This window comes from Verrucosispora sp. WMMC514 (genome assembly GCF_027497295.1).
Lineage (GTDB): Bacteria > Actinomycetota > Actinomycetes > Mycobacteriales > Micromonosporaceae > Micromonospora > Micromonospora palythoicola.
In genome coordinates this window covers 5,654,538-5,681,070 of record NZ_CP114906.1, presented here as the reverse complement: position 1 = coordinate 5,681,070, position 26,533 = coordinate 5,654,538, and the positions used below count along the sequence as shown (strand labels likewise).

The following is a 26,533-nucleotide window of genomic DNA, read 5'->3' as shown; positions in this document are numbered from 1 at the left end:
CGGTGTGGCAAAGTTCCCCGCGAGCCACCCACCCGAAGGAGGACGCCCATGCCCCGGCCGCGACAGGCCCTGCTCAGCCGGGAGCGGATCGTCGAGGCCGCCGCCGCGCTGATCGACGCCGAAGGGCTCGACGCGTTCTCCACCCGCCGGCTCGCCGCCGCGCTCGGCGTACGCGGACCCTCGCTGTACAACCACTTCGCCACCAAGGACGAGATCCTCGACGCGGTCGCGGACAGCATCACCGGCCAGGTCGACGTGTCGTACTTCGGCGAGGTCGACTGGCGCGAGGCGCTGCGTCGCTGGGGTCACTCCTACCGGGCCGCCCTCGCCGCCCATCCGAACATCGTGCCGCACCTGGCCCGGGGTCCGGGTCGACGCCCGGCGGCACTGGCCATGGCCGACGCCGTCTACGGCGGGCTGGTCGCGGCGGGCTGGCCACCAGCCCGGGCGACGCACATCGGCGCGCTGATGCGCTACTTCGTGACGGGTTCGGCGCTCGGGTCGTTCGCCCGGGGCTTCGTGGAGGACCCGGGCCTCTACGCGGAGCAGTACCCGCACCTCAGCCAGGCCCACCGCCTGGCCGAACACCAGCAGCAGGTCGACGAGGGCGCCTTCGCGCTGGGCCTGGAGGCACTGCTCGACGGGCTGTCGCACACCTACGAACGCGTGGTCGGCCCGCTGCCGCCCCTCCCGCCGGGCGGTCCGGCGTACTAGAGTCCAAACTTGCACCGCTAGTTTTGGTCGAGGTGAGGAGCCCATGGAATCCGTACGGACCGACTTCTACCTCGACGGACGCTGGGTACGCGCGGAGGGCGGGCCTCCGCTGGAGGTGCACAATCCGACGACCGAGGAGGTCATCGGCACCGTCCCGGCCGGCACGGCCGAAGATGTCGACCGGGCCGTGGCCGCCGCGCGGGCCGCCTTCGAGGGCTGGGCGGCGACCGACCCCGCCGACCGGGCCGCCCACCTCGACCGGCTGCACGCCGCCCTGACCGCCCGCGCCGACGACATCGCGCACACCGTCGCCGCCGAACTCGGCACCCCGCTGAAGGTCGCCACCCGCGTCCAGGCCGGGCTGCCGCTCACCGTGCTGCGCAGCTACGTCGACCTGGCCGCGCACCCGCCCGCGCCGCAGACCGTGGGCAACTCCCTGGTGGTACGCGAACCCGTCGGCGTGGTCGGCGCGATCACCCCGTGGAACTATCCGCTGCACCAGATCGTCGCCAAGCTCGCCCCCGCCCTGGCCGCCGGCTGCACGTTGGTGCTGAAGCCGAGCGAACTGACCCCGCTCACGGCGTACCTGCTCTTCGACGCCATCGCCGAGGCCGGCCTGCCACCCGGCGTGGTCAACCTGGTCACCGGCACCGGGCCGGTGGTCGGCGAGGCCCTCGCCGGGCACCCCGACGTGGACCTGGTCTCCTTCACCGGCTCCACCGCCACCGGCCGGCGGATCACCCACCTGACCGCCGACCGGATCGCCCGGGTGTCGCTCGAACTGGGCGGCAAGTCCGCGAACGTGATCCTCGACGACGCCGACCTGGCCGCCGCGGTCAAGGTGGGCGTCGGCAACGCCTTCCTCAACTCGGGGCAGACCTGCACCGCGTGGACCCGGATGCTGGTGCACCGGGACCGCTACGACGAGGCCCTCGACCTGGCCGCCAAGGCCACCGACGGCTACCGGCTCGGTGACCCGCTCGACCCGGCCACCCGGCTCGGCCCGCTGGTCTCCGCCCAGCAGCGGGACCGGGTACGCGACCACATCACCCGGGGCCTGGCCGACGGCGGCCGGCTGGTGGCCGGTGGCCCGGACGCCCCCGTCCCGCAGCGGGGCTGGTTCGTCGCCCCGACCGTCATCGCCGACGTCGACCCGGACAGCGCCCTCGCGCAGGAGGAGATCTTCGGGCCGGTGCTGGCGGTCATCCCGGTGGACGACGACGACCACGCGGTGCGGGTCGCCAACAACTCCCGCTACGGGCTGGCCGGCGCGGTCTGGTCCGGCGACGAGGACCGGGCGTTGCGGGTGGCGCGCCGGCTGCGTACCGGGGCCATCGACATCAACGGCGCACCGTTCAACCCGCTCGCCCCGTTCGGCGGCTACAAGCAGTCCGGCGTCGGCCGTGAGCTGGGCGTGCACGGGCTGGAGGAGTTCTGCGAAGTGAAGGCGATCCAGCGGTGAGGGGCCTGGTGGTCCGGGGCGTCGGCACGCCGCCCCGGGTGGCACCTGTCGAACTGCCCGCCACCGGCACCGGCCTGGTACGGGTGGCGGTCAAGGCGGCCGGCGTCTGCCACTCCGACCTGTCCATGGTCGACGGCACCATCGCCGCGCCGTACCCGCTGCTGCTCGGCCACGAGGCCGCGGGCGTGGTCGCCGAGGTCGGCGACGGCGTCGACCGGGTAGCGGTCGGTGACCACGTGGTGCTCAACTGGGCACCCCCGTGCCGCGACTGCTGGTACTGCGGGCACGGCGAGCCGTGGCTCTGCGAACGCTCCGGCAACCCGGCCGCCACCGCCGGCCACACGATCGACGGCGAGCCACTGCACGTCACCCTCGGCCTCGGCGCATTCGCCGAGCAGGTCGTGGTCCCGCAGCAGGCAGTAGTGACCGTACCTGCGGAGTTGCCCTTCCCCACCGCCGCGCTGCTCGGCTGCGCGGTGCTCACCGGAGTCGGCGCGATCCGCCGTACCGCCGACGTCCGGTCCGGCGACTCGGTCGCCGTCATCGGTCTCGGCGGCGTCGGCCTCTCCGCGGTCGCCGCCGCCCGCGCGGCAGGTGCCGCCCGCGTCATCGCCGTCGACGTCGCCCCCGCCAAGGCCGAGCTGGCGCACGCGGCCGGTGCCACCGACTTCCTGCTCGCCGACGACACCCTCAGCCGCGCGGTACGGTCGCTCACCGACGGCCGGGGCGTCGACCACGCGGTCGAGTGCGTCGGCCGGGCCGCCACCATCCGCGCCGCCTGGCGGGCCACCCGGCGCGGCGGGCAGGTCATCGTGGTCGGCATGGGCGGCAAGGACGACATGGTCGCCCTCAGCGCCCTGGAGATCTTCCACTCGGCCCGCACCCTGCGCTCCTCGGTGTACGGCTCCTCCGACCCCGACCGGGACGTGCCCGAGCTGGCCCGCGCGGTGCTCGACGGCACCCTCGACCTCGACTTCCTGGTCACCGACCGGATCACCCTCGACGACGCACCGGGGGCGCTGGCCCGGATGGCCCGGGGCGAAGGCGCCCGCACGGTGGTCCTGTTCGACTGAGCCGCCCCGGTCTGCCAGCGGCATCCCCGCTCCGAGCATCGAGGGCGTTATCGAGTGTCGTGACAGGTCGGTGCCCTGCCACCTGTAGCGAACTTCCCTGGCCCGGCACAGACACCTTCTCCGGCGACCTGGAGATCTTCCGTCAGTACGTGTCGCCCCAGTAGGTGTCCGTGCTGGCGTTCACCACGTCCTCCAGCGTACGAAGACCGGTGGGAAAGATGTTGAGCTGCCGCAGGTCGACGAGGTTGCACCAGCGCATGCCCTGCTGGCCCTCGTCGGAGACATCGTCTGCGGCCAGGTAATCGGCGGACAGCTCCGACTTGAGTTCCGCCAGAAAGTAGAACTCGATCTTATGTTGATCGCGCCCTTTCCCTGCCAGTTCGTGGCGTGCGTGGATGTACTCACGAACGAAGAGCAGGCGCCCTGGCGTCACGTCCGCACCGATCTCCTCCTGGCATTCACGCACCAACGTCTCGGTAAGCGTCTCGCCGTACTGCTGCCGACCGCCGGGCAGCGAGTACCAGACCCCGAGCCCCATCTTGCGGTCCACATACTTGAGCAGGAGCACCCTGTCGCCGTCGAGGATGACAGCCTTGGCGGAGTTTTCGAGCCGGCTCTCGGCACTCGTCATGTCGTCGCTTCCAATCCCGCTGCCTCGATCATGTCCTGAAACGTGTGCGGAGGTGGGTCGTCGTGCCAGCCATTCATCGCCAAGCGGTCGAGCAGCGCTCGCTTGAGATCGATGATCGCCATGAGCGGCTCACCGAACCGCGGATCCAGAACGTCCAGGCCGAGCGCGATCTCACGCCAAAGGGCATCGGCCTCCCGGTAGCACTCCCGCATGATGCCACCCGACACCAGCATCTCCAACATGGCGCTGTGCGTCTCGTTCAGCTCAGGATCGCCGGCCAGCGCACGGTTGAGCACACCAGCATCCCTGCCATGACTGTCGATGACCTCCTGCGCCCGGGTCCAAAGCCTGCTGATCAAACGGCGCAGGTCCGCCTTGATCATCGGCTCAGCGAGCCCCTTGGCGACCGGGTAGCTCACCAGCCCAGTGACAGTGTCCTCGAACAGGTCTGCCAGTTCGTCCACCCGCTGTCTCAACCGGCGCATGTCGCGGAGCTCGTCGGCCAACCCGTCCGGCACAGGCTCCCCGAGAAAGGCAAGCAGTCCGAGTAGGCCAGACGAGTAGAAGCCAGAGCCGAGGTGTCGAGACCTGACATCCATCCGATACCAGTTGACGAGGCTCTCGCCGTCTTCGAGCGGTGCCTGGTCGAAGCGGACGGCGTAGTTGTCGTACATGGACTGCACGATCTCCGCCGTCACCCCGGCCATCACCGGTAGCGCCCGAACGCCTGCTGGTGTGAGGGACGCCTCGTGGACCATCGTCAGCAGACTGGTCACCGAAAGGCACATTGTCGAGTTGACGTCGGCAAGCAGCAAGGCCGGGTCGCGGATGCTGTAGGAAGCCGAAAGGTCGAGGTGGCGATCCATGTTGTTGAGGATGAGGGTCTGACCCAGTGCGTAGATCTTCAGGTACTCGGCCAACACCCCTGGATCGGCACCGATCCGCGCACCAACCGCCGCCGCCGGCATCGTTTGCCGGAACAGCAACTCTGGATCAAGGGCATCCTGATACAGCCGGGACATCCGGGGAAACGTGAAATCCATAGTGCGTAGCTGGCTAATGGCCATCAAGATCGGGCGACCGTATTGGGCGAGAAGTTCGACCGTCGCCCGGAAGTCGTAGCCGGCGGGGTCAGTACCCGCAGAGAAACGCCTCACCCGCCCGCTCCCACTGACCGCTTCCGTTGCGCCCTCCGCAGTACCTCCCACGTGAACTCCATCTGCAAGAGGAAGTAGATCAGCGCGAGCACCGCTGACAGCAGAGGCGTCCAGGAGATGTCTGTTCCATACGTGATGAGACGGTCGGCGCCGACAGCGACGTACGCGGCGTTGAGCGATCCGATCACCACTGAAGTGAGTGCTGCGGCCTTCAGCTTGCGCCGACTCTCCAGGTATGGGTTGGTCGACCCCCACACCGGTTTCCAGCCTTCGGGAAACTCCGCGGCAAGCGCGTGCAGGTACAGGCTTCGCAGCCGGTTTACCTGGTGTTTCGCTTCGGTCTGCACCCGATCGGTGACGACATAGGCCCGCAGGACGATCGTGTTCAACACCCCGGCTACCACTGCCGCCGCATAGATGATCGGTAGCCGCAACACCGTGCCGACCTGGCCCACCGAAGAGATCAATTTCGCGGACACCAGGGCACCAGCGACCAGCACCGGAAAAGCCAGGATGCGGAGACTGAGCTTGTAGAGATCCCTTTCGGCGTCCTTGTAGTCGTTGTGCAGGATGAACGCCTGCTCGAAGTCGGTCAACAACATCTTGCGGGCGGTCTCTACGTCGATGCCCCCGGGTCGCGTCCGCGCTGGCGGTGTGGTGCGAGCCTCCGCATTCTTGGGCGTCAGCGCCTGCTTGATCACCTGGCGCAGACGATCGCGGCGTTCGTGAGTAGGCACGGGTGATCGCCACCTCCCCAGGGTCACGTGCTGCGCATTATCGCGTCAGACGTGGCATCAGGGAAACGGCTCCGCAGAGACGACAAATGCCGACGGAAGACTATCGCGATCGAGGGCGGTTCTGCGGTCAGTGCACTTCGCCGCGCTACGGTGACGGTCATGCCGCGCTACCTGAAGGTCGTCTACCTCCTAATCCTGCTCGCCCTCGTAGTCTTGGGCTTCGCCTGGGACGCGTCCCTCGGCCTTAAGATCCTGGTTGGTGCGGTGGCGGTAATCCCTGTTGTGGTAGCTGATTTCGTCCTCAGGCACCGGCGGAGCGGGTCGCCCAACGCATAGCCGAAATGCACGGCGGCTGTCCCACCTCCGGTCATCGCGCTCACCAGCGCGCCGCCAACCCGTCGGCCGCCGACCCCACACCTCGGTGGAGCAGCCGTTCGGCAACTCGACCGGGATTCGTCTGGCCCCCGTCGAGCCGCAATCCCCGAGTCTCAACCCCTGTCCCACCCTGTCGGCCCTGCGATGAGGATCAGTCGGTTACGGACCTGGCCGAGGGACAGGAATGGTGCCGTCACTGGTCAGCCCACCCCGAGGGCCACGGCGAGTTGCGTGACCATGGTTGGGGCGCGCGGGTCATGGGCGATCTCGGCGAGTAGATCGCGGGCTGCGGGCCGGTGACGGATCTCTGCCGGTGCGGTGCGTTCGGCTTCGATAAGCACCCGGGCGGCATGTGTCGCCTCGTCGGCGTGGAGGTGGGCGCGGGCGACGTCGAGCAGGTGCGCGGCGCGGTGTTCTGGGGGTAGCCACTCCCATCCGGGTCGCTTGGTGGCCTTCTGGTGCCAGGCGATCGCAGCACGGGCGTCGCCGGATTCGACGGCTGCGGCGGAACGCGCCAGGGCGACGGCTGTGGGTCCGAACCCGGTGTGGTGATGGTCGTGCCCGTCGCCGACCCGTTCGGCCATGCTGGCGGCCTCGTCGATCAGCTCGGTGGCAGCCGGCTCGTTTCCGTGCTGTGCGGCTGCCAGCGCGGCCTGGATGAGCAGGGTTCCGCACAGGGACAGCTCCGCCGGTGTGCCACTCTCGATCACGGGTGGGGCGATCCGGTACGCGGCGGCGAGCATCACCGATTTCGCCGCCCGCGTACGCCCCGACATCCGCAGCACCTGACCGAGTTGAACGGCGGCGGCTGCCACCAGTTCCGGGTCACCTGTGGCAGCGAGCATCGCCCGGTCGGTGGCCAGCCAGGCCAGCTCGGCCTCGCCGAGCTTGACCAGTAGGGCGGCCGTGATCCGGTACGCCTCCACCAGCGGCGTTCGACCCGTGACCGGGGCTTGGGCGTAGGTGCGCTGTGCATTGGTGAGCAGGTCCGGTGCCATGTCGATCACCTGCTGGTAGCGGGCGTACTGAAAGGTCGTCCACGCGTGCCCCACCTCCCGCAGCATCTGGTCCGCCGGTAACACCGGCCGCAGGCCCGCCGGCATGCCCAACGGAATCTCGTACCGGGACAACGCAGCCCTGATCCGGTCGACACCCTCGGTGCGACGCGTCGCGTCGGCCGGCGCGGTGTTCCCGCCGAGCAGGGCGGCGGTATCGATACGTAGCACGTGGGCGATCTCCTGGAGAGTGGAGAGCCTGTCCAGCGACCGGACTCCGCGCTCAACCTTGTCGACCCAGCTCTTCGACTTGCCGAGCCGGTCGGCGAACATCTGCTGCGACAGCTTCCGCCGCCCCCGCCAGTACGCCACCCGCCGCCCAACCGGCAACAGCTCAACGCCCTCCACGACGCCACCGCCGGTCCGGTATCGCCCAGGTGATCTCCTCCGCCGGGATCCGCTCCGCCTCAGCCTCGGCGAGAAGCCGCCGCTTGGCCGCTTCCCGCTCGGCTGCCTGGATCTGCTCGCCCCGGCTTACCCCTGACTCGTCGCCGTCACCCTGCATCCCCACCTCCATCGGCAGACCTGCGGCGGCAAACCTGCCGGCGCAGGTCCACAGTGACGTCCTGATGTCACCGAGCGCGACGGCACAAAGCCCGACAACTAGGCCACATTGGTGGCGACATTAAGGCGACACAGCGCTATCGTGTCGGTCATGAACGCCCCCAACACCGCCCTGCGAACCATCCGCATCGGAATGCGGATGAGCCAGGACGACTTCGCCCGCGCGCTCCAGGCCGCCGGCCATCGCGTCGGCGAGCCCAACGACGCCAACAAGAGGCTCGTCCAACGATGGGAGTCCGGCGCGATCGCCGCGCCCAGACCCGTCTACGCCCGCGCGCTGGAGGTCGTCACCGGCCTACCCATCTCGCTGCTGGGCTTCGCCTCGGTCCCCGGCAGGCAGGTCGCCGACGACCAACACGGCGGCCACGACCTGACATCTCCCATGTCCAGCCTGGCCACACCGACGCCGACCTCACGGCCGACCACCGCCCACAAGTCATACGAGGGGGTCTGGCTCAGCCGGTACCAGTACTACTCAAGCGGCCGGGGGGACTCGTTCGCAGGGCAGCACTTTGTCGTGGTGCTTCAGCACGGCGACCGGCTGACCGCACGAAGCCTGCCCGGCTCGGCAGCTTCATCTCTGTCCATGGACCTGACTGTGGACGGCTCCGTCATCACCGGCACCTGGGTGGAGCAGACCAACCCAGCCGGCTACTACCGGGGCGCCCGCTATCACGGCGCGATCCAACTCCTGGCCGAACCCACCGGTCGGCGGATGGCCGGAAAGTGGGTCGGGTTCGGCAAGGACATGGACGTGAACACCGGTCCGTGGGAACTCATCTTCCGCGACGCCTCAACCTCCAAGGCCACACTCGACCGGTACAACACGACGGCAACGTAGTGCGCTGCTGGTCCAGGATTCACATGGTCGTGCGGACGCTGCTGCCGTCATCGAACCATGACGGAGCGGTGTAGAGGTCGGCGACTTCGGCTACCGGCACCTTGGCCACCACCATGCCGACCCGCCGCGGCTGGTTCGATATCCGCCAGTCGACCACCATCTGAGCCTGCTCATCAGCTTCTGCGTCAACCAAGATGTTGAAGAGCAAATGGTTGTCCTCTTCGCTGTAGGCGTCTGCCGCCAGTTCCAAGACCCCACCAGACCGCAGGGTCACGATCCACCGGCTAGGGACGCCCGCAGCAAACTCCACGGCAGCAGACAGTAGCTGCATCCTGTCCACAGGTCGACTCGTCCGCCGCTCGCCAGACCAACCCCCGGGTGTAGCGACTGACCTGCTGTTTCTTGGTGCTGCTGGTTGTCGTCGTTCAGGGCTGGTCGGATCAGGTGCCATCCGACGTCATCCGGCCTGATGACGTTCGTGTCTGCGTAGTTCTGTCGGCATGTTCGCTGTGACTTCGCCGCTGCACTTCCCGCGGGTGCCTGGTCCACCCCATGAAGCGGCGGTGTAGCGCTCCGGCTGGTGCCCAGGGCATGTCCTCGGCCGCCTGCACGAGATAGCCGCCCAGGTAGAGGGCCAGCGACACCGGCGCATCCGCGTACTCCGCGCGTAGCTCCCGCCGTCGGGTCGGACACGGCCACGGCAGGTCACAGCCGCCGCAGCTCCAGATCGGCAACACCGGCCCGTGCGTGGTCACCGCACACCGCCCAGGAACCGGGCGACGCTCGCACGCGCCTGCCGGCTTGTCGCCCAATCCACCTGCCAGCAGGGGTACGGGGCCAGCCGTGACCACCACGCCCGACAGCCGACACACATCCCGTCGAGCCCTCGGACATGCACAGCGAGGATCGTCTGCTCCGGACCGACGATCACTGCTCACTCTCCTGCGGCCAGTGACCCCGGTTGATGGGGATGCGATGCCGGGCACGACACGGCAGGTCGGCTCCGCAGCGACAGACGCGCCGCCAGAGCTGCCAGGACCAGACCGGCCGATGCCGTCGGGCGAAGGTCAACGCGGTGGCCGACAGGTACTCGTCGTACGAGACGCGTCGCCTGCTCGGAGGCGACATGTCAGGAGCACCTGCCCGCGCTGGGTTCACCGGTGGCGCCATGTCGTGCGTTGATCCCGCATCGTCGGCGCGTACGGCATTGTTTGGATCGGCTCTCGGTGCCACTGCGTGTCCCGCAGGTGCTGAGCCTGGTCGAGCAACCGCTGCTGTGCCGCTGCCTGCTCGGCGGCTTGGTGGCGCTGGCCAGTCCCAGGCGGCGGAGGCGAGTCCGCCCGCCGAAGAAGCCACCGCATGATGTCGCGCAGCTCGGACCGGATCGCCACAGGTTCCGCCTCCCTCGTCGCGGGTTGGCGGGTGGCGACGGCAGCACGACTTTGTCAGGCGTCGCGCTCGGGTTGATGCCGCCACCCGACGGACACAGCCGGCGCAGCGGGGCCTTCCTGCCGTCGTGTCCTGATCGGAACGCTATGGACGGCACGGTGCGTGATGGCACACCTACGCACCACTACTGGCTGGTGACTCCCATGCGCTCGCAGAGGCCCCGCAGTTCGGTGGAGACAAGCCCTCGGCGCAGCAGTCCACGGGCGACTTCTCGCGCCGCCGTCGATGACCGCGTGTGCTGCGGGCCGACCCGCTCGGCCGCCAGCAGCATCCGCACCGCGTCCCGTTCCCGCTCAGCCGCCACCATCGCACGGGCCATGTCCAGCCAGTAGTACACCTGCCGCACCGCCGGCAACTCCCCGACCGCCACGCCGGCAGCCGCCAGTACCGCCTCTTGCGGACGTCCGGTGTCGAGCAGGTAGGCCATCCGCCACAACGCCACGTTGCTCGGACCCCACAACAGGTCCCAGCTCGTCGTCTCCCCGGTGTGCGCGGCGATCCGCGCCGCCTCGTCGAGGTGATCCTGGGCGGCGGCCTGATCCTTCATGCCGGCGAGGTGATGCGCGCGGGCCAGGTGCAGGAACCCGAGCACATCCAACGCGGTATCCGCGCTGCTGCCCGCCAGGTCCGCACCGGCCCGATCGCAGTACGCCCGGGCCGGGCCGTACGCGCCGGTGTATGCCGACACCCGCGCCCGATTCGCCGCCGCCACCCCCACCGCAACCGGATCATCAAGCAGGTGCGCAGCCTCGGCCGAACGCTCCGCCGCCAACCAGGCGTGGGCCGAGTAACCAACGTTCAGCAACGAACCCATCGCCACCCCGTACACCGGCACCATCAACCGGTACGCCGACCGCTGATCAGTCACGCCGTGCAGGGCCGGCACGAGATCCGCCAGCCGGCGCAGCGTCCCGGCGTAGTCGCACCGGCCGTACAGATCCCGCACCAGCGCGGACTCCCGAGCCACCTGCTCCACAGTGGCGACCCCAACGATCGGCGGACCATCGAACGGATGCGCCATCATCGCCCGCCACACCCGCTCGGCGTCGATACGCGCGCCATCAAGCTGCCGATCAGCAGGCGTGTACGGCTGCCCGGTGAGGTCGAAGACCGAACACTCCAGGGCTGCGGCCAGATCGACCACCATGTACCGGTCCGTGCGCTGCACACCGCGCTCGATCCGTGACCACGTCGTATGCGAGATACCCGCGCGACTCGCGGCGTACCGGATGCTCCAACCCCGCAACTCGCGCCGGGCCCGGATGCGCTCACCCACCGACGGATCAGCAGGTATGGCTCGGCGAGGCACAACGATCCTCTCGACCAACGATCAAATGCGGCAGGCAGCCAGCACGACAACCGGCAACCACGCCATCACCGACGGTACCCCTGAATGACAGCGGCTTACAGTCAGCCATGCTCAAGCCCCTGACCAGGAGTGATGGGCACCTGCGCATCCTCAGCGACACGTAGATGACGCAGGCAGCGTAATCGGCCCAGGTAACGCCTGCCGGGCCACGCATCAAGTAGCCGTTTGCTCGCGTACCGAGATCTCCGTAACTACCCCAGGCAGCTCAGCGAGCGGAGGTAGGTGTAACCAGGCACCCTGCTCGACCAGCGGCCAGCGAAGCGAAACGACGCCGCCCATGAACAACGCTTCGTCCAAAGTGACGTTGACTAAGCGCCCGAACCACGCTCCATCGAAAAATACGGCACCTCCTTCAAACTTGGTTTCGGTAAACAGAACAGAGCCATAGTCGAAGACGGCAGTATCAAAGAACACCCTGCCACTACTGACGACGGCCTCGTCGAAACCAACCGCACCAGAGAACTTCGCGTGAGAAAAGCTGACTTCACCACCCGCGAAGGCTGCGCCCCGGAAACTTGCCTCTCCGCCGAACTTTACATGTTCGAAGCTAACTTTCCCGCCGCTAAACTGAGCCCCAACAAACGAGACGTACCCGCCAAAGACGGAACCGGCAAAGGAGGTACTTCCTTCCAGGAACTTCGCGTTCCGAAACGAGAATTGTCCTCCAGATTGGAGTATTCCCGTGAAGTCAACCCCGTCAAAAACGGCCCCGTCGAAGTTAAAGTTGTACCCCTGCCATGATTGCCACCTCTCGGGCGTCCAGCGGGCTGCCAACTCGGACCCGCGGAGAGAAGCAGCGTCGATGTAAGGGTTGTCTGCGCCCCATGGCTCGAACTCCGAGGATGCTTGAGGACGGGCTAGGTGGTTCCTCACCAGTTCAATGACGGTCCGCCTCACCTCCCTCTCCTCAAGAGCATCGCGCACTTCCTGCCTTCCCGATCGGCGCTTATTGCCTCGACCGACATCTTTCTTGCTGTCAGACGGAGGCGGCACATAAGGCATGCGAAGGTAGGCGCAAAGAACATCGATGCACGTTTGCCTTCCTTCTTCCCAATCGTCTGCAAGACCAGCCATGGCGTATACACCCGCCAGACGGACAGCTGCTTTATCCGAACCTATTTGTTCGGACGCTTTAGCGAAACGCTCATTGAAAAGCCGAACGCCATTTCGTTCGGCCTCTACCTTCGCCCTCTCATCGGCTGCTTCAGCGAGGGCCTTAGCTACTTCAGCACGCAAGTCAGCCGCATACGCCAATTGATGGGCAAATTCAGCAAGACGGTTCGTATGTTCGGCCACGCGCTGGCGACGGTAAGCAACCACCAGGGCGGCAACACCGCCGATACCCGCTACAACGGCGAAAACAAGCTTGAGTAGATCGAACAGCGTTGATGGCGGAACATGCGCGTCCACCTTGACGCTGGGCCAGCCGGCGGCCCAGAGCGCGCCGGCAACCACGACACCAACCGCCAGGAGAGCGGCGACAACAACTAAGACGATCGAGCGACGGATACTCCACAACCGGAGCACTGGCACTGTGCTGTCAACAGCGGGGGCGGGACCGACCTTGATACTCAGATCGGGACGGGTGGACGGTTGAGCGGCAGGCAGCTCCACTCCCAACCTTCTACCGCATCCCGTCCAACTCAACATCCAGCAGGGCAGACGCAAGAACATCCATGCTGGTAATCACCAACGCCAGCTCCAGCCGCCCGGAACGCCTCTACCTTCGGCGGGCGGCTCACGTACCCGATCACCGCGCGGTCCCGGCGGCCCGCGCCGCCTCGATGTCCGTAAGGGAGTCGCCGTCTAACACGCACCGAGCCGGGCGATTCGCCGAGGGCGCGCACGGCTTGCAGGGTCGGCTTCATACGGTCCGGCTCTGCATAGGCCCGACCGAGATCGAACGGCAAGCTGTTCGTCACCCGGCGCGGCCTCGGCGGGCGGTACGTGCCAACCGCCGGCCAACCGATCTCGAACAACACCTATGGGAAGGTTTGGCGAAAAGCGCGGGCAAGGGTGCTCACGCCGGCCCAGCAACGCTCACCGCTGGCCCGGTGACGTACGACCTGCGGCACGCCGCCGTGTCGCTCTGGCTCAATGCTGGGGTACCCGCTACCCAGGTCGCCCAATGGGCCGGGCACAGCGTCCACGTCCTCATGCGGGTTAACGCCAAGTGCGTCTACGGCCAAGAGACGGCCGCGCGAAGAAGGATTGAGGCCGCCTTGGCGCAGGCGAGTGACGGGTTTCCGACACCAGCCGCCGCCCTCCTCAATCTAGAAGATCCACCCCGGGCGCAAATCGGTGTTAAGTGATGCCAGGCGGAGGTAGGACCAAGGTTGGCCTGTGGTTCCTACCTTCGCCCGGTAGCCGACTCGACTGAAAGTGGCAATGAAGCGAGCTAGAGGGGTAGCTACGAGACGACGTGCGGACCCACCGCAGCAACCTGAAGTCACCTCAATCCACCAAACCACTCATTCCGCCACGATCACGTACCGTGGTACCACCTGTTCATGGAGTCAGAAGCCACGCCCGCCGCTGCCCCTCCCAAGCTCCGCTTCAACTGCTACCTGTTACGTGAGGGTCTGCCCACGATCGAGGCCGCCCTACGCGCTCCATACCGCAAAGGTGGCAAGACACCGATGTTGCCCATGCAGCCAATTGGTGGAGCACCACGGGGAACAGTTGGCTATTTCAGCACTCCAAAACAAAAGGTTCCCCCGTGGGCGAAAGCCCTCTTACCCATCTTCCCCGCACTCTCCCAGGCGCAGAATCTGTCGAATCGATTCGTCATCTTTCTTCCGGTTCAGAACCGATGGTTCGCCGTGTGCTTTGGTTATGGAAGCTCAGCCTTGGAGTGGAGCGCAATCGAGGCGAATTTCGGCCTCCGGTTCGCAGCTCGACGCATGAGCCCTAAGTCGCTCCGCGAATTCCGCAGCAGAAGAGTAGGCGCGTCGAATCGTGCACAAGCTGTGCAACTACCCCTCGGAGGCGACCTGAAGGATCTTGATGTCGGAGCACTGGAAGGCGAATTTGTTCGACGATTAGCGGGAACACTAGACGAGAGCAACGGGGCTGAGTTCGCCGACGTCGATGCGGTAGCCGCAACCGATGCCATATCCTTTCGTGCACGCACCGACCTTGTAAAGATACAAGGAACACTTAGCCGGATGCTCGACGAAATTGAGGCCGGCACAGCCACCGAGGGACTGAAATTCGTTGACTCCCTAGAGCCACTCCGAGTCAAGAGCGAGCAGACGGCCCAGCTTGATCGTCATCTAGCACAAGCACTTTTCGGAGGCGTCCATGGATTTGCTGAGTTTGACGACGAGTTGAGCAACTTGCAGGACCATCTACTGGAGTTCTCTTTCCCCGACACTCTGACCACAGACGAGATAGACGAGATCCGCCTCTACAGAGGAGAACGAACAACGCTACTGGTGGAGCCTTCTATCGCAGGTGTACGAGCTGCACTCAACGAGCTTAGGGGGCGACTCACGGCACGATCCCTCGACAACATCAAGCTGATGGCGTTCGACAACGAAGGCGAGGCCAAGAGTCCATTCATGCCGCTACGCCACTGGCTAATATTCGAGTCGGGCAACGAAGATCGGCGCTTCATTCTCACACTCGGCCGATGGTTTGCTTTAAATGAGGCATACACACGCAAGCTCGATGAAGACCTGAGTAAAGTCGACGACCTAACAGATGCCCTCAAACCGCCTCCATGGAAGAGCGGGAAAGCAGAGGGTGCATACAATGACGACTTCCAGGATGCCCACTCGGATACGACCATCATCCTCGATAAGGTCAAGATTCGGTCGGAAGATGGCGATGAAATCGAAGCATGCGATCTGCTTCATTGCGACGGCTTTTTGATCCACGTGAAGAATTACAAGAAAAGCCAGACACTGAGTCACCTTTTTTCACAGGGTCTTGTGTCCGCGCTTAGCCTGCGAGGAGACTCCGTGTACCGCGACAACTTCCTTCGAGCCGTGCAGGGCATTGACCCAGCCTTCGTGCAAGTAGCCGAGAAAGCTCCCGAAGTGGTGGTTTACGCAATCGGCGTTCAGAGAGACCGGCCAGTACCGCTAGGGCTGCCGAGCTTCAGCAAGGTAAACCTACGCGACTTCGTGAAGCGGGTTCGCGGCACCGGAGCGCGTCCCGCGATCTGCCGGATCCAGATCACCGACGCTGCCGGAAGCCCGGAGCTCTCTGACGTCGTTCAGGGGATGCCGGTGGAGGAGGCCGAGGTTTCACCGTCTCGACCGCCCGCGCCAAGGAAGCCCGAAGCCGGCACAAAGCCCAGCCAGACCTAAAGACGAGTAAGTCCTAACCGTTGGGGGGTCAGGGGACCCGACGGGACCAACAAGAACGGCCCCGGACCGGCTTTCCTGCTGGTCAGGGGCCGCTCGTGCACCTGGTGACGAATAGAGGATTCGAACCTCTATAGCTTTCGCGATGGATTTACGGTCCGGCACCAGATGACAGGTCGCGCTCCGTCTTGGGCTGCCGTCGCTGCTGGTTGTCTTCGCCCTTTGCGGCCGCGGGCGTGGCGCTTTGGCTAGGCGTGCTACTTCCCTATTCTGTCGTCTCCGTTCGCTTCGAGGCGACACCTATCCGCAGGGCCACTGACTACGGCCGGCGCTTGTACTGGTTGCCGTGCCGGACGGTGAGGTGGTTGGGCCCTAAATTCAGCCGGGCCACCCGTCGAGGTACTCGGCGAAGGGAACGTCGCCCCGCTCATCGCCGCCGATTTCCCGGAACTGGTCTAGGTCGTCGTAGCCCGGTGTGTCCGGCAGCAGCACCCGAAGGGGGTGCGTGGCGTGGTCGGCCAGGAACTTCCACAACGCCCGGGTCAGCTCCGGCTGGTCGGAGTTGGCGGTGTAACCGTCCTGGAAATAGCCGATCCGCTGGTCCCCGAGCCGGTACGCGGTGCCCAGCGCCATACACGTGGCGCACTGCGGACAGGCCAACCAGCCGGTGAGCGACACCCGAGAGCCTCTCAATCACATCGTCATGCCACGCAGGACCAGGATGGCTGTGCCGGCGCGATCAGGTGGCGGCCCCGCGTTCGGCAGCGTCGATGTTGGCGTCGGTGACCACGAACATGCCGAGCAGCAGGGTAAGTGTCAGCACTCCCATGATGGCGAAGACCGCGCGGAGGCCGAACACCTCGGCGAGCAGACCGCCGACCAGCGCGCCGGCCGGCATGCTTCCCCAGGCCAGCATCCGGTAGCCGCTGTTGACTCGGCCGAGCAGCCGGTCCGGGGTGATGCGTTGGCGTAGCGAGATGGTGATGACGTTCCAGGTGGCGAGCAGGACGCCGCCGACGAAGAAGACCAAACCGATCACGTACGGGTTGGTGCTCAGCGCCGGTACGCCGACGACGGCGGCCATCGCCAGCACGGAGAGCGCGAGGGTGCGGGACCGCCCGAGCCGTTGTTCGATCCGTGCGGTGGCCACCGAGCCGAGCACGATCCCAGCGGCGATGGTGGTGAGCAGCACCCCGTACCCGGGTTCGGTGAGGCCGATGGCCGAGTCCGGGCCGACCGCGTAGAGCACCAGCACGGCGAAGATGCCGCTGGTGATGAAGTTGCTGGTCCCGACCATCGTGGCCAGGGTGCGCAGCAGCCGGTGCCGCCACAGGAAGCGCAGCCCTTCGGCGATGTCGGCCCGCATCGTGGTCGGGGTGTCGCGTTCGATCCGGAACCGGCCGGCGACCAGGAGCAACGCGGCGACGGCCAGCGCCCACAGCACCGCCGGCCCGGCGAGCGCCAGGGCCACCCCGGCGGCGACCAGGAAGCCGGCGAGTGGCGGGCCGACGAACTGGTTGGCGGCCAGTTCCACGGCGGCCAGTCGGCCGTTGGCCCGGGGTAGCTGGTCGCGGGTGACCACCTGCGGCAGGATCGACTGGGCGGAGGTGTCGTAGAGGGTCTCGGCCATGCCGAGACCGAGCGCCACCAGGTAGAGCAGCCAGATCGACCCGGCGTCGAAGGCCACCGCCAGCGCCAGCCCGCCGACGACAACCGCGCGCAGGGCGTTGGCGGCGAGCATCACCCGCCGCCGGTCGAGCCGGTCGGCGAGGGCGCCGGCCGGCAGCGCGAACAGCAGCCAGGGCAGGCTGTACGCGGTGGCGACCCCGGCCACCAGCAGCGGTGAGCGGGTGTAGCCGACGGCAACCAACGGCAGTGCGATCTTGACGATCCCGTCGGCCAGGTTGGACACCGCCGACGCCGACCACAGCCGCCAGAACCGGCCTCCCAGCCCGCCCTCGTCCGGGCGGGGTGATGCATCCGTACGCACTGGTTCCTCGACCCCCGTCACGCCGACGATCATCGCAGCGTCGCGGCGACCGGCGAAAGGCCGCACGGCCTTTCACTGAGTGAAATAGACGCTGCCGATCAGCGGTCGGATCACGGATCATCCGACCGCACCCCGCTCCCGTCCCGAGAGAGGTTGGGTCACCATGGCGTTCGCCCGCAACCAGTGGTACGTGACGGCCTACAGCAACGAGGTCGGACGGGATCTGCTCGCCCGCACCGTGCTGGGTGAGCCGCTGGTCCTCTACCGCACCGAGTCCGGGGAGGCCGTCGCACTCGCCGACCGGTGCGTGCACCGCCGCTACCCGCTGTCGGAGAGCCGGCTCGACGGCGACACCATCGTCTGCGGCTACCACGGCTTCACCTACGACCAGACCGGGACCTGCGTCTTCGTCCCCGGTCAGCAACGCATCCCGCGTACCGCGCGGGTCGCCGCATACCCGGTGGTGGAGCAGGATTCGCTGATCTGGGTGTGGATCGGCGACCGGGACCGCGCGGACCCGACCACCATTCCCCGCGCGCCCTGGCTGGACGACCCCCGGTACGCGGTCGTCCGCGGGATGGAGCCGCTGAACGCGCGGTACAGCCTGCTGGTGGACAACCTGATGGACCTGTCCCACGAGACCTACCTGCACGGCGGCTACATCGGCACGCCGGAGGTGGCGAACACGCCGATCACCACCGAAGTCGACGAGGAACGCGGCATCGTCTACGTCAGCCGGCACATGGACGACGCCGAGTGCCCGCCGTTCTACGCCAAGTCGACAGGGATCCAGGGCCGGATCACCCGCTGGCAGGACATCGAGTTCCACCCGCCGTGCCTGTACCTGCTGCACAGCCGGATCGCGCCGCAGGGCCTCTACCCGCCGGCCGAGGGCGAGGACAGCGACGCCTTCCACGCCGAGATCGTGTACGCCATCACGCCGTCGACGGAGCACACCACCTACGACTTCTGGGCGGTCGCCCGGGACTTCGCCATCGACGACGAGTCGGTGAGCGAGTACCTGCACCAGAGCAACCGCACGGTGGTCATGCAGGACGTGACGGCGCTGAACATCCTGGAGCAGGTGATCGCCTCCGAGCCGGACAAGTACCAGGAACTCAGCATCAACATCGACACCGGCGGGCTCGCCGCCCGACGGCTGATAGCGCGGATGGTCGAGGCGGGGACGGTGGGGGCGCCCCGATGACCGAGCCGGCCAGCATGCTCACCGGCGACCGGATCTACCGGATCCACTGGATGCCGGGCACCGACACGCTGCGTGGGATCTGCCACTGCGGTGCCGAGCGCGTCGCCGAGGAACCGGTCGAGCTGTGGGAGTGGCTGCTCGCCCACCCGTACGGCCATCAACCGAAGACGGTCGTGCCGGCACCACCCACCCCATCACGGGCGGCGGTGCCGGCATGACCGCCGCCGAGCTGGACGGCGTGGAGCTGGTGGTGGCCGAGCGGGACCGGGCGGCGGTGGGTGTCGACGTGCTGGGCCTGTGTCGCCCCGACGGCGGTGACCTGCCCGCCTGGTCGCCGGGTGCCCACCTCGACCTGGAACTCGGGCCCGGGCTGGTCCGCCAGTACTCGCTCTGCGGCGACCCGGCGGACCGGGCCACCCTGCGGGTCGCGGTCCAGTTGGAGCCGGCGGGGCGCGGGGGCTCACGGCACGTGCACGAGCGGCTCACCCCGGGCGCGACCGTCCGGGTGCGCGGGCCGCGGAACAACTTCCCGCTGGTGGCGGCGTCGCGCTACCTGTTCGTCGCCGGTGGCATCGGCATCACCCCGATCAGGCCGATGGTCGCCGCCGCCGACGCCGCCGGAGCCGACTGGCGACTGGTGTACGGCGGGCGCAGCCGCGCCACGATGGCCTTCGCCGACGCCCTGCGGGAGAAGTACGGCGACCGGGTGAGCCTGTACCCGCAGGACGAGACCGGTCTGCTCGACCTGGACGAGCTGCTGGGGCGGCCGACCGACGGGCTCGTCTACTGCTGTGGGCCGGAGGCGTTGATCGCGGCGGTGGAGCAACGCTGCCGGACCTGGCCTCCCGGGGCCCTGCACGTCGAGCGCTTCACCCCGCTGGCCCCCACCGAGGCCGTGGACGCCGCCGTCGAGGTGGAACTAGCCCTCACCGGCCGGACGCTCACCGTGCCGCCGGGCACGTCGATCCTCGAAGCGGTGGAGGCGGCCGGCGTGCAGGTGCTCTCCTCGTGCCGGGAAGGCACCTGCGGCACCTGCGAGACAGGCGTCCTGGACGGCGTGCCGGAGCACCGGGACAGCCTGCTCACCGAGGCGGAACGAGCCGCCGGCGACACCATGATGATCTGCGTGTCCCGGTCCGTCACGCCCCGGCTGACGCTGGAGCTGTGACCGACGGGCCGGGGTCGGCATGATGGCGGGGTGGACGCGCAGCCCGGACGGTCGGTCACCAACAAGGTGCTGGCCCTGCTCGACGCGTTCACCCCGGCCAGCCCGGCGCTGACCCTCAGCGAGCTGGCCCGGCGGGCCGAACTGCCGTTGCCCACCGCGTCCCGCCGGGTCGCCGAGCTGGTCGCCTGGGGCGCGCTGGAGCGCGGCGACGACGGGCGGTACCGGATCGGGTTGCGGCTGTGGGAGGTCGGTTCCCTCGCTCCCCGAGGGCTCGGGCTGCGCGAACTGGCGCTGCCGACCATGGAGGACCTGTACGAGGTCACCCACGAGAACGTCCAGCTCGCCGTCCGGCAGGACGTGGAGCTGGTCTTCATCGAACGGATCGCCGGTCGACACGCGGTGCCGGTGCTCACCCGGGTCGGTGGTCGCTTCGCGTTGCACGCCACCGGCGTCGGGCTGGTGCTGCTCGCGTACGCGCCGGCCGAGGTGCAGGAACAGGTGCTGGCCGCGCCGTTGGAGCGGTACACCCCGCTGACCATCACCGATCCCGGACGGCTGCGGCGCGGGCTGGCCGAGGTGCGCCGCACCGGGTACGCGGTCAGCGACCGTCAGGTGACCATGGACGCCCTCTCGGTGGCCGCCCCGATCCGCGGACCGGAGGGCGCGGTGGTCGCCGCGATCTCACTCGTGGTCGCCCAGCACCGGGCGGACCCGGTGGCGCTGGCGCCGCTGGTCCAGGCGGCCGGCCGGACCATCTCCCGATCGCTCGGCACCCCGTACGGGTCACGGCGGTCGGCCGGGTGAGGCCGGTTTCGCCCCGTGGGGACGCTCGGCGTCAGCGCAGGCCGCGCATGAGGTTGTCCACAAGTGTCCGGGCGAACTCCTCGGTGAGCGGTTGGTCCGGGATGAGCAGGCGGTGATAGCAGGCGCCCCAGAGCTGATCGATGACGGACTCCGGATCGATGTCGGCCCGCAACTGTCCCCGTGACACCGCCCGGTTGAGGGTCTCCACCCCCAGCGCCCGACGAGGCCCGGAGTAGCGCTGACGGTAGGCGGCGGCCAGGTCGGAGTCGGTCTGCGACTGGGCGATGAGCTGACTGATCACCCGCCCGGCGGTGGTGTCGTTCATCAGGTGGACGAAGGCGACGAGCTGGCTGGTCAGGTCGGCGACGATGTCCCCGGTGTCGGGAAAAGCCAGCGTGGGCGCGACCACGGCGAAGTAGCCGTCCAGGGCGAGGGCACCCTTGGACGGCCACCACTTGTAGATCGTCATTCGGCTGGCACCGGCGCGCGCGGCAACCTTCTCGATGGTGAATCCGGCCATGCCCTCCTCTAGTAGGAGATTTCCGGCCGCCGCGAGTATCTCCTGACGTACCTGGTCTGCCGGGCGGCGACCGCGACCGCGCTGGCGCGGCTCGCCGGCTTCCGACGTGGGCTGGCTCACTGCCCCCTCCACTTATATGGACACAGTGTCTCCGAGAGAGTTATATGGACGTAGTGTATACAGCAGCGATCGGCTGCCGGTAAGGAACCACCTGTGGAGGACGGACCAGATGACGACCATTGAGCGACGCACGCTCGGCACGACCGGCCCGACGGTCTCCGCCCTCGGCCTCGGCGCGATGGGCATGTCGGACCTGTACGGCCCCGCCGACGAGGCCGAGAGCCTCGCGACGCTGCACGCCGCGCTGGACGCCGGGATCAACCTGATCGACACCGGGGACTTCTACGGCTCAGGGCACAACGAGATGCTGATCGGGCGGGTCCTCAAGGAACGTTCTCGGGAAGACGTGGTGCTCAGCGTCAAGTTCGGCTCCCGCCGCGCCCCCGACGGCGCCTTCCAGCCCGTGCCGTACGACGTATCAGGTCCAGCCGTGAAGGACCGGTTGGCATACTCGCTGCGCCGGCTGGGAACCGACTACATCGACATCTACCGCCCGTCACGGCTCAACCCGCAGATTTCGGTGGAAGAGACCGTCGGCGCCCTGCGGGAGATGCAGGAGGCCGGCTGGATCCGGCACATCGGGCTCTCCGAGGTGGGCTCGGAGACCATCCGCCGGGCTGCGGCGGTGGCACCGATCAGCGACCTGCAGATCGAGTATTCGCTGCTGTCCCGGGGCCCCGAGACGTCCATCCTTCCGACGCTGCGCGAGCTGGGCATCGGTCTGACCGCGTACGGTGTGCTCTCCCGGGGCCTGCTGAGCGGGCACTGGCAGCCCGACCGTCAGCTCACCGGCACCGACTTCCGGGCCGGCAGCCCCCGGTTCCAGGGTGAGAATCTGCAGGCCAACCTGCGCTTGGTCGACGCGCTGGGCCGGGTCGCCAAGCGGTTGGACGCGACCACCAGCCAGGTGGCGATCGCCTGGGTCGCCGCACAGGGCACGGACGTGGTGCCGCTGGTCGGCGCACGTCGCCGTACCCGCCTGGCCGAGTCCCTGGCCGCCGCCGAGCTGACCCTCGACCGGGAGATGCTCGACGAGATCGAACAGGCGGTGCCGCGTGGTTCCGCCGCCGGGGAGCGGTACGCCGCGCCGATGATGGCGCTGCTCGACAGCGAGAAGTGACGGACGGCGCCCGGCCCGCCGGCGAGGGCTGGTGGACCGGCCGGTCGGGTGAGGCGGTACCTCCCGGTCACCTGGCGCAGTAACGTGACCGGGTGTTGATGCGCTCTGGTCAGCCCCACACCGACCGAAACGCCACCGGTGCGTCGTCGTGGTGAGCGACGCGCTGGGCGAGTTGGCACCGCCGGGTTCGTCGTCGGAGCGGACGGCGGTCGGGCGGGCCCGCGCCCAGCGTCTGCTGGTGACCCTGCTCGGCGACCACTGGCACGCCGGTCGTGCGCCGCTGCCGTCCGGGGGGCTGGTGGCGGTCCTCGCGGAGTTCGGCATCGCGCCCGCCAACGCCCGCGCCACGCTCGCCCGGCTGACCCAGCGGGGCATGCTGCACCGGACCAAGGAGGGCCGGCGGACCAGCTACCGGTTGACCGAGCCGGCGTGGCACCTCCTTCAGCGGGGTGCCCGGCGCATCTTCGCCAGCACCGACGAGAGCACCTGGGACGGCAGTTGGACGCTCATCGCGTTCTCCGTGCCGCTGGAGGACGCGAACCAGCGGCGGCTGATCCGGGCCCGGTTGCGCTGGTTGACGTTCTGGCCGCTGTACGACGCCACCTGGGTCACCCCGCACGACCGGCTCCACGAGGCACGCGAGCAACTCAGCGAACTCGGCGTCACCGACGCGGTGCTACTGCGCTCCACGGACCTGGAGCTGCTGCCGGACGGTAGGGCGCGGCTGGAGGCCGCCTGGCGGATCGACGAGGTGGCCGCCGGGTACCGGGGCTTCCTGCACCGCTACCGCGCCCTGGCCGGTCGGGCCGGGGCCGGCGGGGTGCCGGCGGCGGAGGCGCTCGTCGCGCGTACCGAGTTGGTCAGCGACTGGCGGGCGCTGGTGGGTGCCGACCCTGACCTGCCGGTCGACTTCCTGCCCCCGTCGTTCCCGCGCGCCGAGGCGCGGGCGATGTTCCTGGGCATCTCCGAGGCGTTGGCTCCGCTGGCCCAGAAACGTTTCGAGGACCTCGTCCAGCGGCTCGAACCGGTCTGACCGCACCGTACATCCGTGCCGAGCCCGGCCCAGGGCCACCTCACGACATCGATGCATTGCACTTCCATTGACTGCCGGTCAGTTTTCGCATTACGTTTCCTCCGTGCCTTCGGCCCCGGAGGCCCAGCCGTCCGTCCCCGGCTGAGAGGGGTCCCGCCATGCCCACCCACCGAACGAGGCGGAACGTCCGGCACCTACGGGCGGCACTCACCGCGTTTGTCGCCGCCGCGCTGGTCGGCGGCTCCGCACCAGCCGCCGCGGCGACCGTCAAGGGCATCGACCGCGGCTTCGACGTGTCGGTCGTGTCCGGTCGCGCGGACATGGTCAGCGGCGGCGACGCCCTGGTGCGCGTGACCGTGCCGCGCACCGTCGCACCGCACCGGGTGACCATTCGCCTCGACGGTCGTGACGTGACCAGCCGCTTCCGCTCGGTCGGCGACAGGTGGACCCTGCTCGGCCTGGTGGACCGGCTGAGGCTGGGCCGCAACCGGATCGAGGTCCGCGCCAACCGGTGGGGCTGGCAGCGGCCCGGCGCCACGCTGACGGTGGTCAACCATCCGGCCGCCGGGCCGGTCTTCTCCGGGCCACACATCCCGCTGTTCTGCACCGCCTCGGGCAGTCCCTGGAACCTGGGCCCGGTCGACGAGAACTGCCACGTGGCCGAGGCCCAGGTCAGCTACCGGTACCGCAGCACCGCCGGCAGCTTCGTCGACCTGCCCGACGGTCCCCTGCCGGCCGACGTGGCCAGCACCACCACCACGGCCGGCCGGACCGTCCCGTACGTGGTGCGGATCGAACGCGGCACCATCAACCGGGCGGTCTACGAGATCGCCATGCTGCACCAGCCGGGCACCCCGGCCCCGAGCCCGTGGGCGACCACGCGCGGCTGGAACGACCGGCTGGTCTACACCTTCGGCGGCGCCTGCGGCATCGGCCACACCCAGGCCACCAGCACCGGCGGCGTACTCGACCACACGCTGCTGAGCCGCGGCTACGCGGTCGCCAGCGCGACCTTCAACGTGTACGCGCACAACTGCAACGACGTCACGTCCGCCGAGACGGCCATGATGGTCAAGGAACACTTCGTCGAGACGCTCGGCGTACCGGCGTTCACCATGGGTTGGGGTGGATCGGCCGGCACCATGCAACAGTTGCTGATCTCGAACGCCTACCCCGGCATCCTGGACGGCGTCGTCGGCAGCATCGGCTACCCCGACGAGCGCTCCACCACCATCTCCGGCCACGAGTGCCGGTTCATCTCCCAGGCGGCCACCGCCGCCGGGCTGTCGGCGGCCCAGCAGCACGCCGTCAGCGGTTTCGGCAGCCCGAACACCTGCTTCGGCTACCAGTTCTTCGACAGTGTGGACTGGCCGACCGCCTGCCCCGCCCACATCCCCGCCGACCGGCGCTACCACCCGGACACCAACCCGGAGGGCATCCGCTGCGCCATGGCGGACTTCGTCTCGAACGTCTACGGCGTCGACCCGAGGACCGGTGCCGGCCGGCCGATCATTCCGGACACCGTCGGCGTGCAGTACGGCCTGGCAACGCTCCGGGCGGGGGTCATCAGCCCGGAGCAGTTCGTCCGGCTCAACGAGGGCATCGGCGGCCTGGACGTGGAGGGCAACCGCACGCCGCAACGCACCTCGGTGAGCGTCGCGGCGCTGAACCGGGCTTACGCGACCGGCCGGGTCAACCAGTTCGACGGCGGGCTGCGCTGGATCCCGATCATCGAGACCCGCGGCTACACCGACCCCACCGGAGACTTCCACGACCGGTTCCGCTCCTGGACCATGCGGGAACGCCTGGTGCGGGCCAACGGCAACGCCGACAACCACGTCAGCGTGACCGGCCCGGCAGGAGCGGCCAGCGTGGAACTCCAGGAGCGGGCGCTGGCCGACATGGACGCCTGGCTGACGGCCCGGACCCGGCTCGCGGCGACCCGGCCGCACCTGCACGCCGAAGCGCTCACCCGGCTGTCGCGACCGCGCGGCGTGGCCGACGGCTGCTTCACGCCCGAGGGGGAACGGATCGTGGAGCGGCTGACGCTCGACCCGGACGCCCGCTGCAACCAGCTCTACCCGTACCACCGCAACCCGCGGGTGGTGGCGGGTGGGCCGACGACCTCGGCGGTGCTCAAGTGCCAGCTTCAGCCGCTGCGCAAGTCCGGGTACGGGGTGCGCTTCACCGCCGACCAGTGGGACCGGCTGCGTGCCGTCTTCCCCGACGGAGTCTGTGACTGGTCGAAACCCGGCGTCGGGCAGCGCCCGCTCGCCGGCACCTGGATCCGCTTCTGAGACTCAGCGCCAGGTCGGGAGGCTCGCCACGGGCGATCCTCCCGCCCGCGCTCAGTCGGGAAAGGCGAGCAGGCGCAGCAGGCCGGCCAGCCGCTCGTGCTCCTCGGGGGTGACCGTGGCCAGCAGTCCCAACTCGACAGCACGGGCGGCCTGCTGGGCGCGGGCGAAGAGGTCCCGACCGGCGTCGGTCGCGACGAGGACGTTGGCCCGCCGGTCGGCCGGGTCGGTGCGGCGCTGCACCAACTGACGTCGTTCCAGGCCGTCGACCAGGGCGACGACCTGGCTCGGGTCGAGGCGGAGGAACTCGGCCAGTTCCCGCTGGGTGGGTCGGACCCCGTCGGCGGCCAGCGCGAGCACGGAGTAGGACCGGGCCTTGAGCCCGTGCTCGGCGAGGGCGGCGTTGGCCGCCGCGAGCGTGAGGGCGTTGGCGCGGGCCAGCAGGAAGACCAGGTCACCGCCGAGCACGCTGTCCCGCAGGGCGTCCCGCCCCGGCAGCCGGGTCTTCCCGCTAGCGGACATGGCGACGATGGTAGC

25 protein-coding genes and 3 pseudogenes are annotated in these 26,533 nt (G+C 68.4%); 14 read left to right on the top strand and 14 right to left on the bottom strand.

What is annotated here, in order from left to right; genetic code table 11:
* Window positions 1–48 precede the first annotated feature (48 nt).
* The 3 genes from O7597_RS26345 to O7597_RS26335 are packed head-to-tail and all read left to right on the top strand — an operon-like array spanning window position 49 to window position 3,249.
* Complete coding sequence (locus tag O7597_RS26345; protein ID WP_269741377.1) at window positions 49–714, top strand: TetR/AcrR family transcriptional regulator; 666 nt, start codon at window positions 49–51, stop codon at window positions 712–714.
* A 43-nt stretch (window positions 715–757) separates the two neighbouring features.
* The gene (locus O7597_RS26340; protein ID WP_281581051.1) at window positions 758–2,176 is read left to right on the top strand and encodes an aldehyde dehydrogenase family protein; all 1,419 of its coding nucleotides are present in this window, start codon (window positions 758–760) and stop codon (window positions 2,174–2,176) included.
* On the top strand, window positions 2,173–3,249 hold the full coding sequence (locus O7597_RS26335; RefSeq protein WP_281581050.1) for a zinc-binding dehydrogenase: 1,077 nt from the start codon (window positions 2,173–2,175) through the stop codon (window positions 3,247–3,249). Before O7597_RS26340 ends, O7597_RS26335 begins: the two co-directional genes overlap by 4 nt.
* 142 nt (window positions 3,250–3,391) lie before the next feature.
* Here the strand turns inward: O7597_RS26335 and O7597_RS26330 are convergent, their stop codons facing one another.
* From O7597_RS26330 to O7597_RS26320, 3 genes are read right to left on the bottom strand one after another with little or no spacing between them, the layout of a single operon-like run.
* Entirely contained in the window at window positions 3,392–3,880 is a 489-nt protein-coding gene (locus tag O7597_RS26330; protein ID WP_269741374.1) for an NUDIX domain-containing protein, read from the bottom strand.
* Complete coding sequence (locus tag O7597_RS26325; protein WP_281581049.1) at window positions 3,877–5,037, bottom strand: hypothetical protein; 1,161 nt, start codon at window positions 5,035–5,037, stop codon at window positions 3,877–3,879. Before O7597_RS26325 ends, O7597_RS26330 begins: the two co-directional genes overlap by 4 nt.
* Complete coding sequence (locus O7597_RS26320; protein WP_269741372.1) at window positions 5,034–5,738, bottom strand: hypothetical protein; 705 nt, start codon at window positions 5,736–5,738, stop codon at window positions 5,034–5,036. The genes O7597_RS26325 and O7597_RS26320 overlap by 4 nt, the downstream gene beginning before the upstream one ends.
* A 195-nt stretch (window positions 5,739–5,933) precedes the next feature.
* On the opposite strand from O7597_RS26320, the gene O7597_RS26315 reads away from it, so the two are divergent.
* Complete coding sequence (locus O7597_RS26315) at window positions 5,934–6,110, top strand: hypothetical protein (protein WP_269741371.1); 177 nt, start codon at window positions 5,934–5,936, stop codon at window positions 6,108–6,110.
* A gap of 239 nt (window positions 6,111–6,349) precedes the next feature.
* Here O7597_RS26315 and O7597_RS26310 read toward each other — a convergent pair whose 3' ends face one another.
* Entirely contained in the window at window positions 6,350–7,552 is a 1,203-nt protein-coding gene (locus O7597_RS26310; RefSeq protein WP_269741370.1) for a helix-turn-helix domain-containing protein, read from the bottom strand.
* A complete protein-coding gene (locus O7597_RS26305; protein WP_281581048.1) occupies window positions 7,539–7,709 on the bottom strand; it encodes a hypothetical protein in 171 nt (56 codons plus the stop codon). Before O7597_RS26305 ends, O7597_RS26310 begins: the two co-directional genes overlap by 14 nt.
* Window positions 7,710–7,859: 150 nt before the next feature.
* Between O7597_RS26305 and O7597_RS26300 the strand changes: the two genes are divergently transcribed.
* Window positions 7,860–8,609 carry an XRE family transcriptional regulator gene (locus tag O7597_RS26300; RefSeq protein WP_269741368.1) on the top strand — a complete coding sequence of 250 codons (750 nt, stop codon included), beginning with the start codon at window positions 7,860–7,862 and terminating at the stop codon, window positions 8,607–8,609.
* Between the two features lie 19 nt (window positions 8,610–8,628).
* Here the strand turns inward: O7597_RS26300 and O7597_RS26295 are convergent, their stop codons facing one another.
* The 5 genes and pseudogenes from O7597_RS26295 to O7597_RS26280 all read right to left on the bottom strand — a co-directional run bounded on the left by O7597_RS26295 (window position 8,629) and on the right by O7597_RS26280 (window position 13,041).
* Complete coding sequence (locus tag O7597_RS26295; protein ID WP_281581047.1) at window positions 8,629–8,883, bottom strand: hypothetical protein; 255 nt, start codon at window positions 8,881–8,883, stop codon at window positions 8,629–8,631.
* 183 nt (window positions 8,884–9,066) lie between these two features.
* Window positions 9,067–9,364 (bottom strand): annotated as a pseudogene (locus O7597_RS31845) (hypothetical protein).
* A pseudogene (locus tag O7597_RS31840) lies at window positions 9,361–9,723 on the bottom strand (hypothetical protein); the annotation flags it as partial. The pseudogenes O7597_RS31840 and O7597_RS31845, both read right to left, overlap by 4 nt.
* Before the next feature lie 459 nt (window positions 9,724–10,182).
* Window positions 10,183–11,334: a helix-turn-helix transcriptional regulator gene (locus tag O7597_RS26285; protein WP_269741365.1), complete on the bottom strand. Its 1,152-nt coding sequence runs from the start codon at window positions 11,332–11,334 to the stop codon at window positions 10,183–10,185.
* 246 nt (window positions 11,335–11,580) lie between these two features.
* Window positions 11,581–13,041, bottom strand: a complete 1,461-nt coding sequence (locus O7597_RS26280) for a pentapeptide repeat-containing protein (protein ID WP_269741364.1) — start codon at window positions 13,039–13,041, stop codon at window positions 11,581–11,583.
* 285 nt (window positions 13,042–13,326) lie between these two features.
* On the opposite strand from O7597_RS26280, the pseudogene O7597_RS26275 reads away from it, so the two are divergent.
* Together O7597_RS26275 and O7597_RS26270 are read left to right on the top strand one after the other, a co-directional pair.
* Window positions 13,327–13,739 (top strand): annotated as a pseudogene (locus O7597_RS26275) (hypothetical protein); the annotation flags it as partial.
* A 198-nt stretch (window positions 13,740–13,937) separates the two neighbouring features.
* The gene (locus O7597_RS26270) at window positions 13,938–15,743 is read left to right on the top strand and encodes a DUF6119 family protein (RefSeq protein ID WP_281581046.1); all 1,806 of its coding nucleotides are present in this window, start codon (window positions 13,938–13,940) and stop codon (window positions 15,741–15,743) included.
* 375 nt (window positions 15,744–16,118) lie between these two features.
* Here the strand turns inward: O7597_RS26270 and O7597_RS26265 are convergent, their stop codons facing one another.
* Together O7597_RS26265 and O7597_RS26260 are read right to left on the bottom strand one after the other, a co-directional pair.
* On the bottom strand, window positions 16,119–16,418 hold the full coding sequence (locus tag O7597_RS26265; protein WP_269741362.1) for a hypothetical protein: 300 nt from the start codon (window positions 16,416–16,418) through the stop codon (window positions 16,119–16,121).
* 61 nt (window positions 16,419–16,479) lie between these two features.
* Entirely contained in the window at window positions 16,480–17,751 is a 1,272-nt protein-coding gene (locus tag O7597_RS26260) for an MFS transporter (RefSeq protein WP_281581045.1), read from the bottom strand.
* Between the two features lie 142 nt (window positions 17,752–17,893).
* On the opposite strand from O7597_RS26260, the gene O7597_RS26255 reads away from it, so the two are divergent.
* The 4 genes from O7597_RS26255 to O7597_RS26240 are packed head-to-tail and all read left to right on the top strand — an operon-like array spanning window position 17,894 to window position 20,909.
* Window positions 17,894–18,937: an aromatic ring-hydroxylating dioxygenase subunit alpha gene (locus O7597_RS26255; protein ID WP_281581044.1), complete on the top strand. Its 1,044-nt coding sequence runs from the start codon at window positions 17,894–17,896 to the stop codon at window positions 18,935–18,937.
* Window positions 18,934–19,155 carry a hypothetical protein gene (locus tag O7597_RS26250; protein ID WP_281581043.1) on the top strand — a complete coding sequence of 74 codons (222 nt, stop codon included), beginning with the start codon at window positions 18,934–18,936 and terminating at the stop codon, window positions 19,153–19,155. The genes O7597_RS26255 and O7597_RS26250 overlap by 4 nt, the downstream gene beginning before the upstream one ends.
* Complete coding sequence (locus tag O7597_RS26245; RefSeq protein ID WP_281581042.1) at window positions 19,152–20,105, top strand: PDR/VanB family oxidoreductase; 954 nt, start codon at window positions 19,152–19,154, stop codon at window positions 20,103–20,105. The genes O7597_RS26250 and O7597_RS26245 overlap by 4 nt, the downstream gene beginning before the upstream one ends.
* Window positions 20,106–20,135: 30 nt before the next feature.
* Window positions 20,136–20,909, top strand: a complete 774-nt coding sequence (locus O7597_RS26240) for an IclR family transcriptional regulator (RefSeq protein WP_281581041.1) — start codon at window positions 20,136–20,138, stop codon at window positions 20,907–20,909.
* Window positions 20,910–20,940: 31 nt separating this feature from the next.
* Here the strand turns inward: O7597_RS26240 and O7597_RS26235 are convergent, their stop codons facing one another.
* On the bottom strand, window positions 20,941–21,549 hold the full coding sequence (locus O7597_RS26235) for a TetR/AcrR family transcriptional regulator (RefSeq protein WP_269741356.1): 609 nt from the start codon (window positions 21,547–21,549) through the stop codon (window positions 20,941–20,943).
* A 109-nt stretch (window positions 21,550–21,658) separates the two neighbouring features.
* Between O7597_RS26235 and O7597_RS26230 the strand changes: the two genes are divergently transcribed.
* The 3 genes from O7597_RS26230 (at window position 21,659) to O7597_RS26220 (ending at window position 25,999) form a co-directional block, all read left to right on the top strand.
* Window positions 21,659–22,669 (top strand): aldo/keto reductase, encoded by a 1,011-nt coding sequence (locus O7597_RS26230; RefSeq protein WP_269741355.1) that lies wholly within the window; start codon window positions 21,659–21,661, stop codon window positions 22,667–22,669.
* 151 nt (window positions 22,670–22,820) lie between these two features.
* Window positions 22,821–23,702, top strand: coding sequence for a PaaX family transcriptional regulator C-terminal domain-containing protein (locus O7597_RS26225; protein ID WP_281581040.1), 882 nt, complete (start codon window positions 22,821–22,823; stop codon window positions 23,700–23,702).
* Between the two features lie 158 nt (window positions 23,703–23,860).
* Complete coding sequence (locus O7597_RS26220) at window positions 23,861–25,999, top strand: DUF6351 family protein (RefSeq protein ID WP_281581039.1); 2,139 nt, start codon at window positions 23,861–23,863, stop codon at window positions 25,997–25,999.
* A gap of 51 nt (window positions 26,000–26,050) precedes the next feature.
* On the opposite strand, the gene O7597_RS26215 is transcribed toward O7597_RS26220, so the two are convergent.
* Window positions 26,051–26,518: a MarR family winged helix-turn-helix transcriptional regulator gene (locus tag O7597_RS26215; protein WP_269741352.1), complete on the bottom strand. Its 468-nt coding sequence runs from the start codon at window positions 26,516–26,518 to the stop codon at window positions 26,051–26,053.
* Between the last annotated feature and the right edge of the window lie 15 nt (window positions 26,519–26,533).

What these genes read in the sequence shown, in the direction of transcription:
- O7597_RS26300 (WP_269741368.1), top strand. Translation starts at nt 7,860, where the DNA reads ATGAACGCCCCCAACACCGCCCTGCGAACCATCCGCATCGGAATGCGG.
- O7597_RS26330 (WP_269741374.1), bottom strand. Translation starts at nt 3,880, where the DNA reads ATGACGAGTGCCGAGAGCCGGCTCGAAAACTCCGCCAAGGCTGTCATC.
- O7597_RS26340 (WP_281581051.1), top strand. Translation starts at nt 758, where the DNA reads ATGGAATCCGTACGGACCGACTTCTACCTCGACGGACGCTGGGTACGC.
- O7597_RS26305 (WP_281581048.1), bottom strand. Translation starts at nt 7,709, where the DNA reads ATGCAGGGTGACGGCGACGAGTCAGGGGTAAGCCGGGGCGAGCAGATC.
- O7597_RS26345 (WP_269741377.1), top strand. Translation starts at nt 49, where the DNA reads ATGCCCCGGCCGCGACAGGCCCTGCTCAGCCGGGAGCGGATCGTCGAG.
- O7597_RS26255 (WP_281581044.1), top strand. Translation starts at nt 17,894, where the DNA reads ATGGCGTTCGCCCGCAACCAGTGGTACGTGACGGCCTACAGCAACGAG.
- O7597_RS26245 (WP_281581042.1), top strand. Translation starts at nt 19,152, where the DNA reads ATGACCGCCGCCGAGCTGGACGGCGTGGAGCTGGTGGTGGCCGAGCGG.
- O7597_RS26230 (WP_269741355.1), top strand. Translation starts at nt 21,659, where the DNA reads ATGACGACCATTGAGCGACGCACGCTCGGCACGACCGGCCCGACGGTC.
- O7597_RS26315 (WP_269741371.1), top strand. Translation starts at nt 5,934, where the DNA reads ATGCCGCGCTACCTGAAGGTCGTCTACCTCCTAATCCTGCTCGCCCTC.
- O7597_RS26220 (WP_281581039.1), top strand. Translation starts at nt 23,861, where the DNA reads ATGCCCACCCACCGAACGAGGCGGAACGTCCGGCACCTACGGGCGGCA.
- O7597_RS26250 (WP_281581043.1), top strand. Translation starts at nt 18,934, where the DNA reads ATGACCGAGCCGGCCAGCATGCTCACCGGCGACCGGATCTACCGGATC.
- O7597_RS26215 (WP_269741352.1), bottom strand. Translation starts at nt 26,518, where the DNA reads ATGTCCGCTAGCGGGAAGACCCGGCTGCCGGGGCGGGACGCCCTGCGG.
- O7597_RS26270 (WP_281581046.1), top strand. Translation starts at nt 13,938, where the DNA reads ATGGAGTCAGAAGCCACGCCCGCCGCTGCCCCTCCCAAGCTCCGCTTC.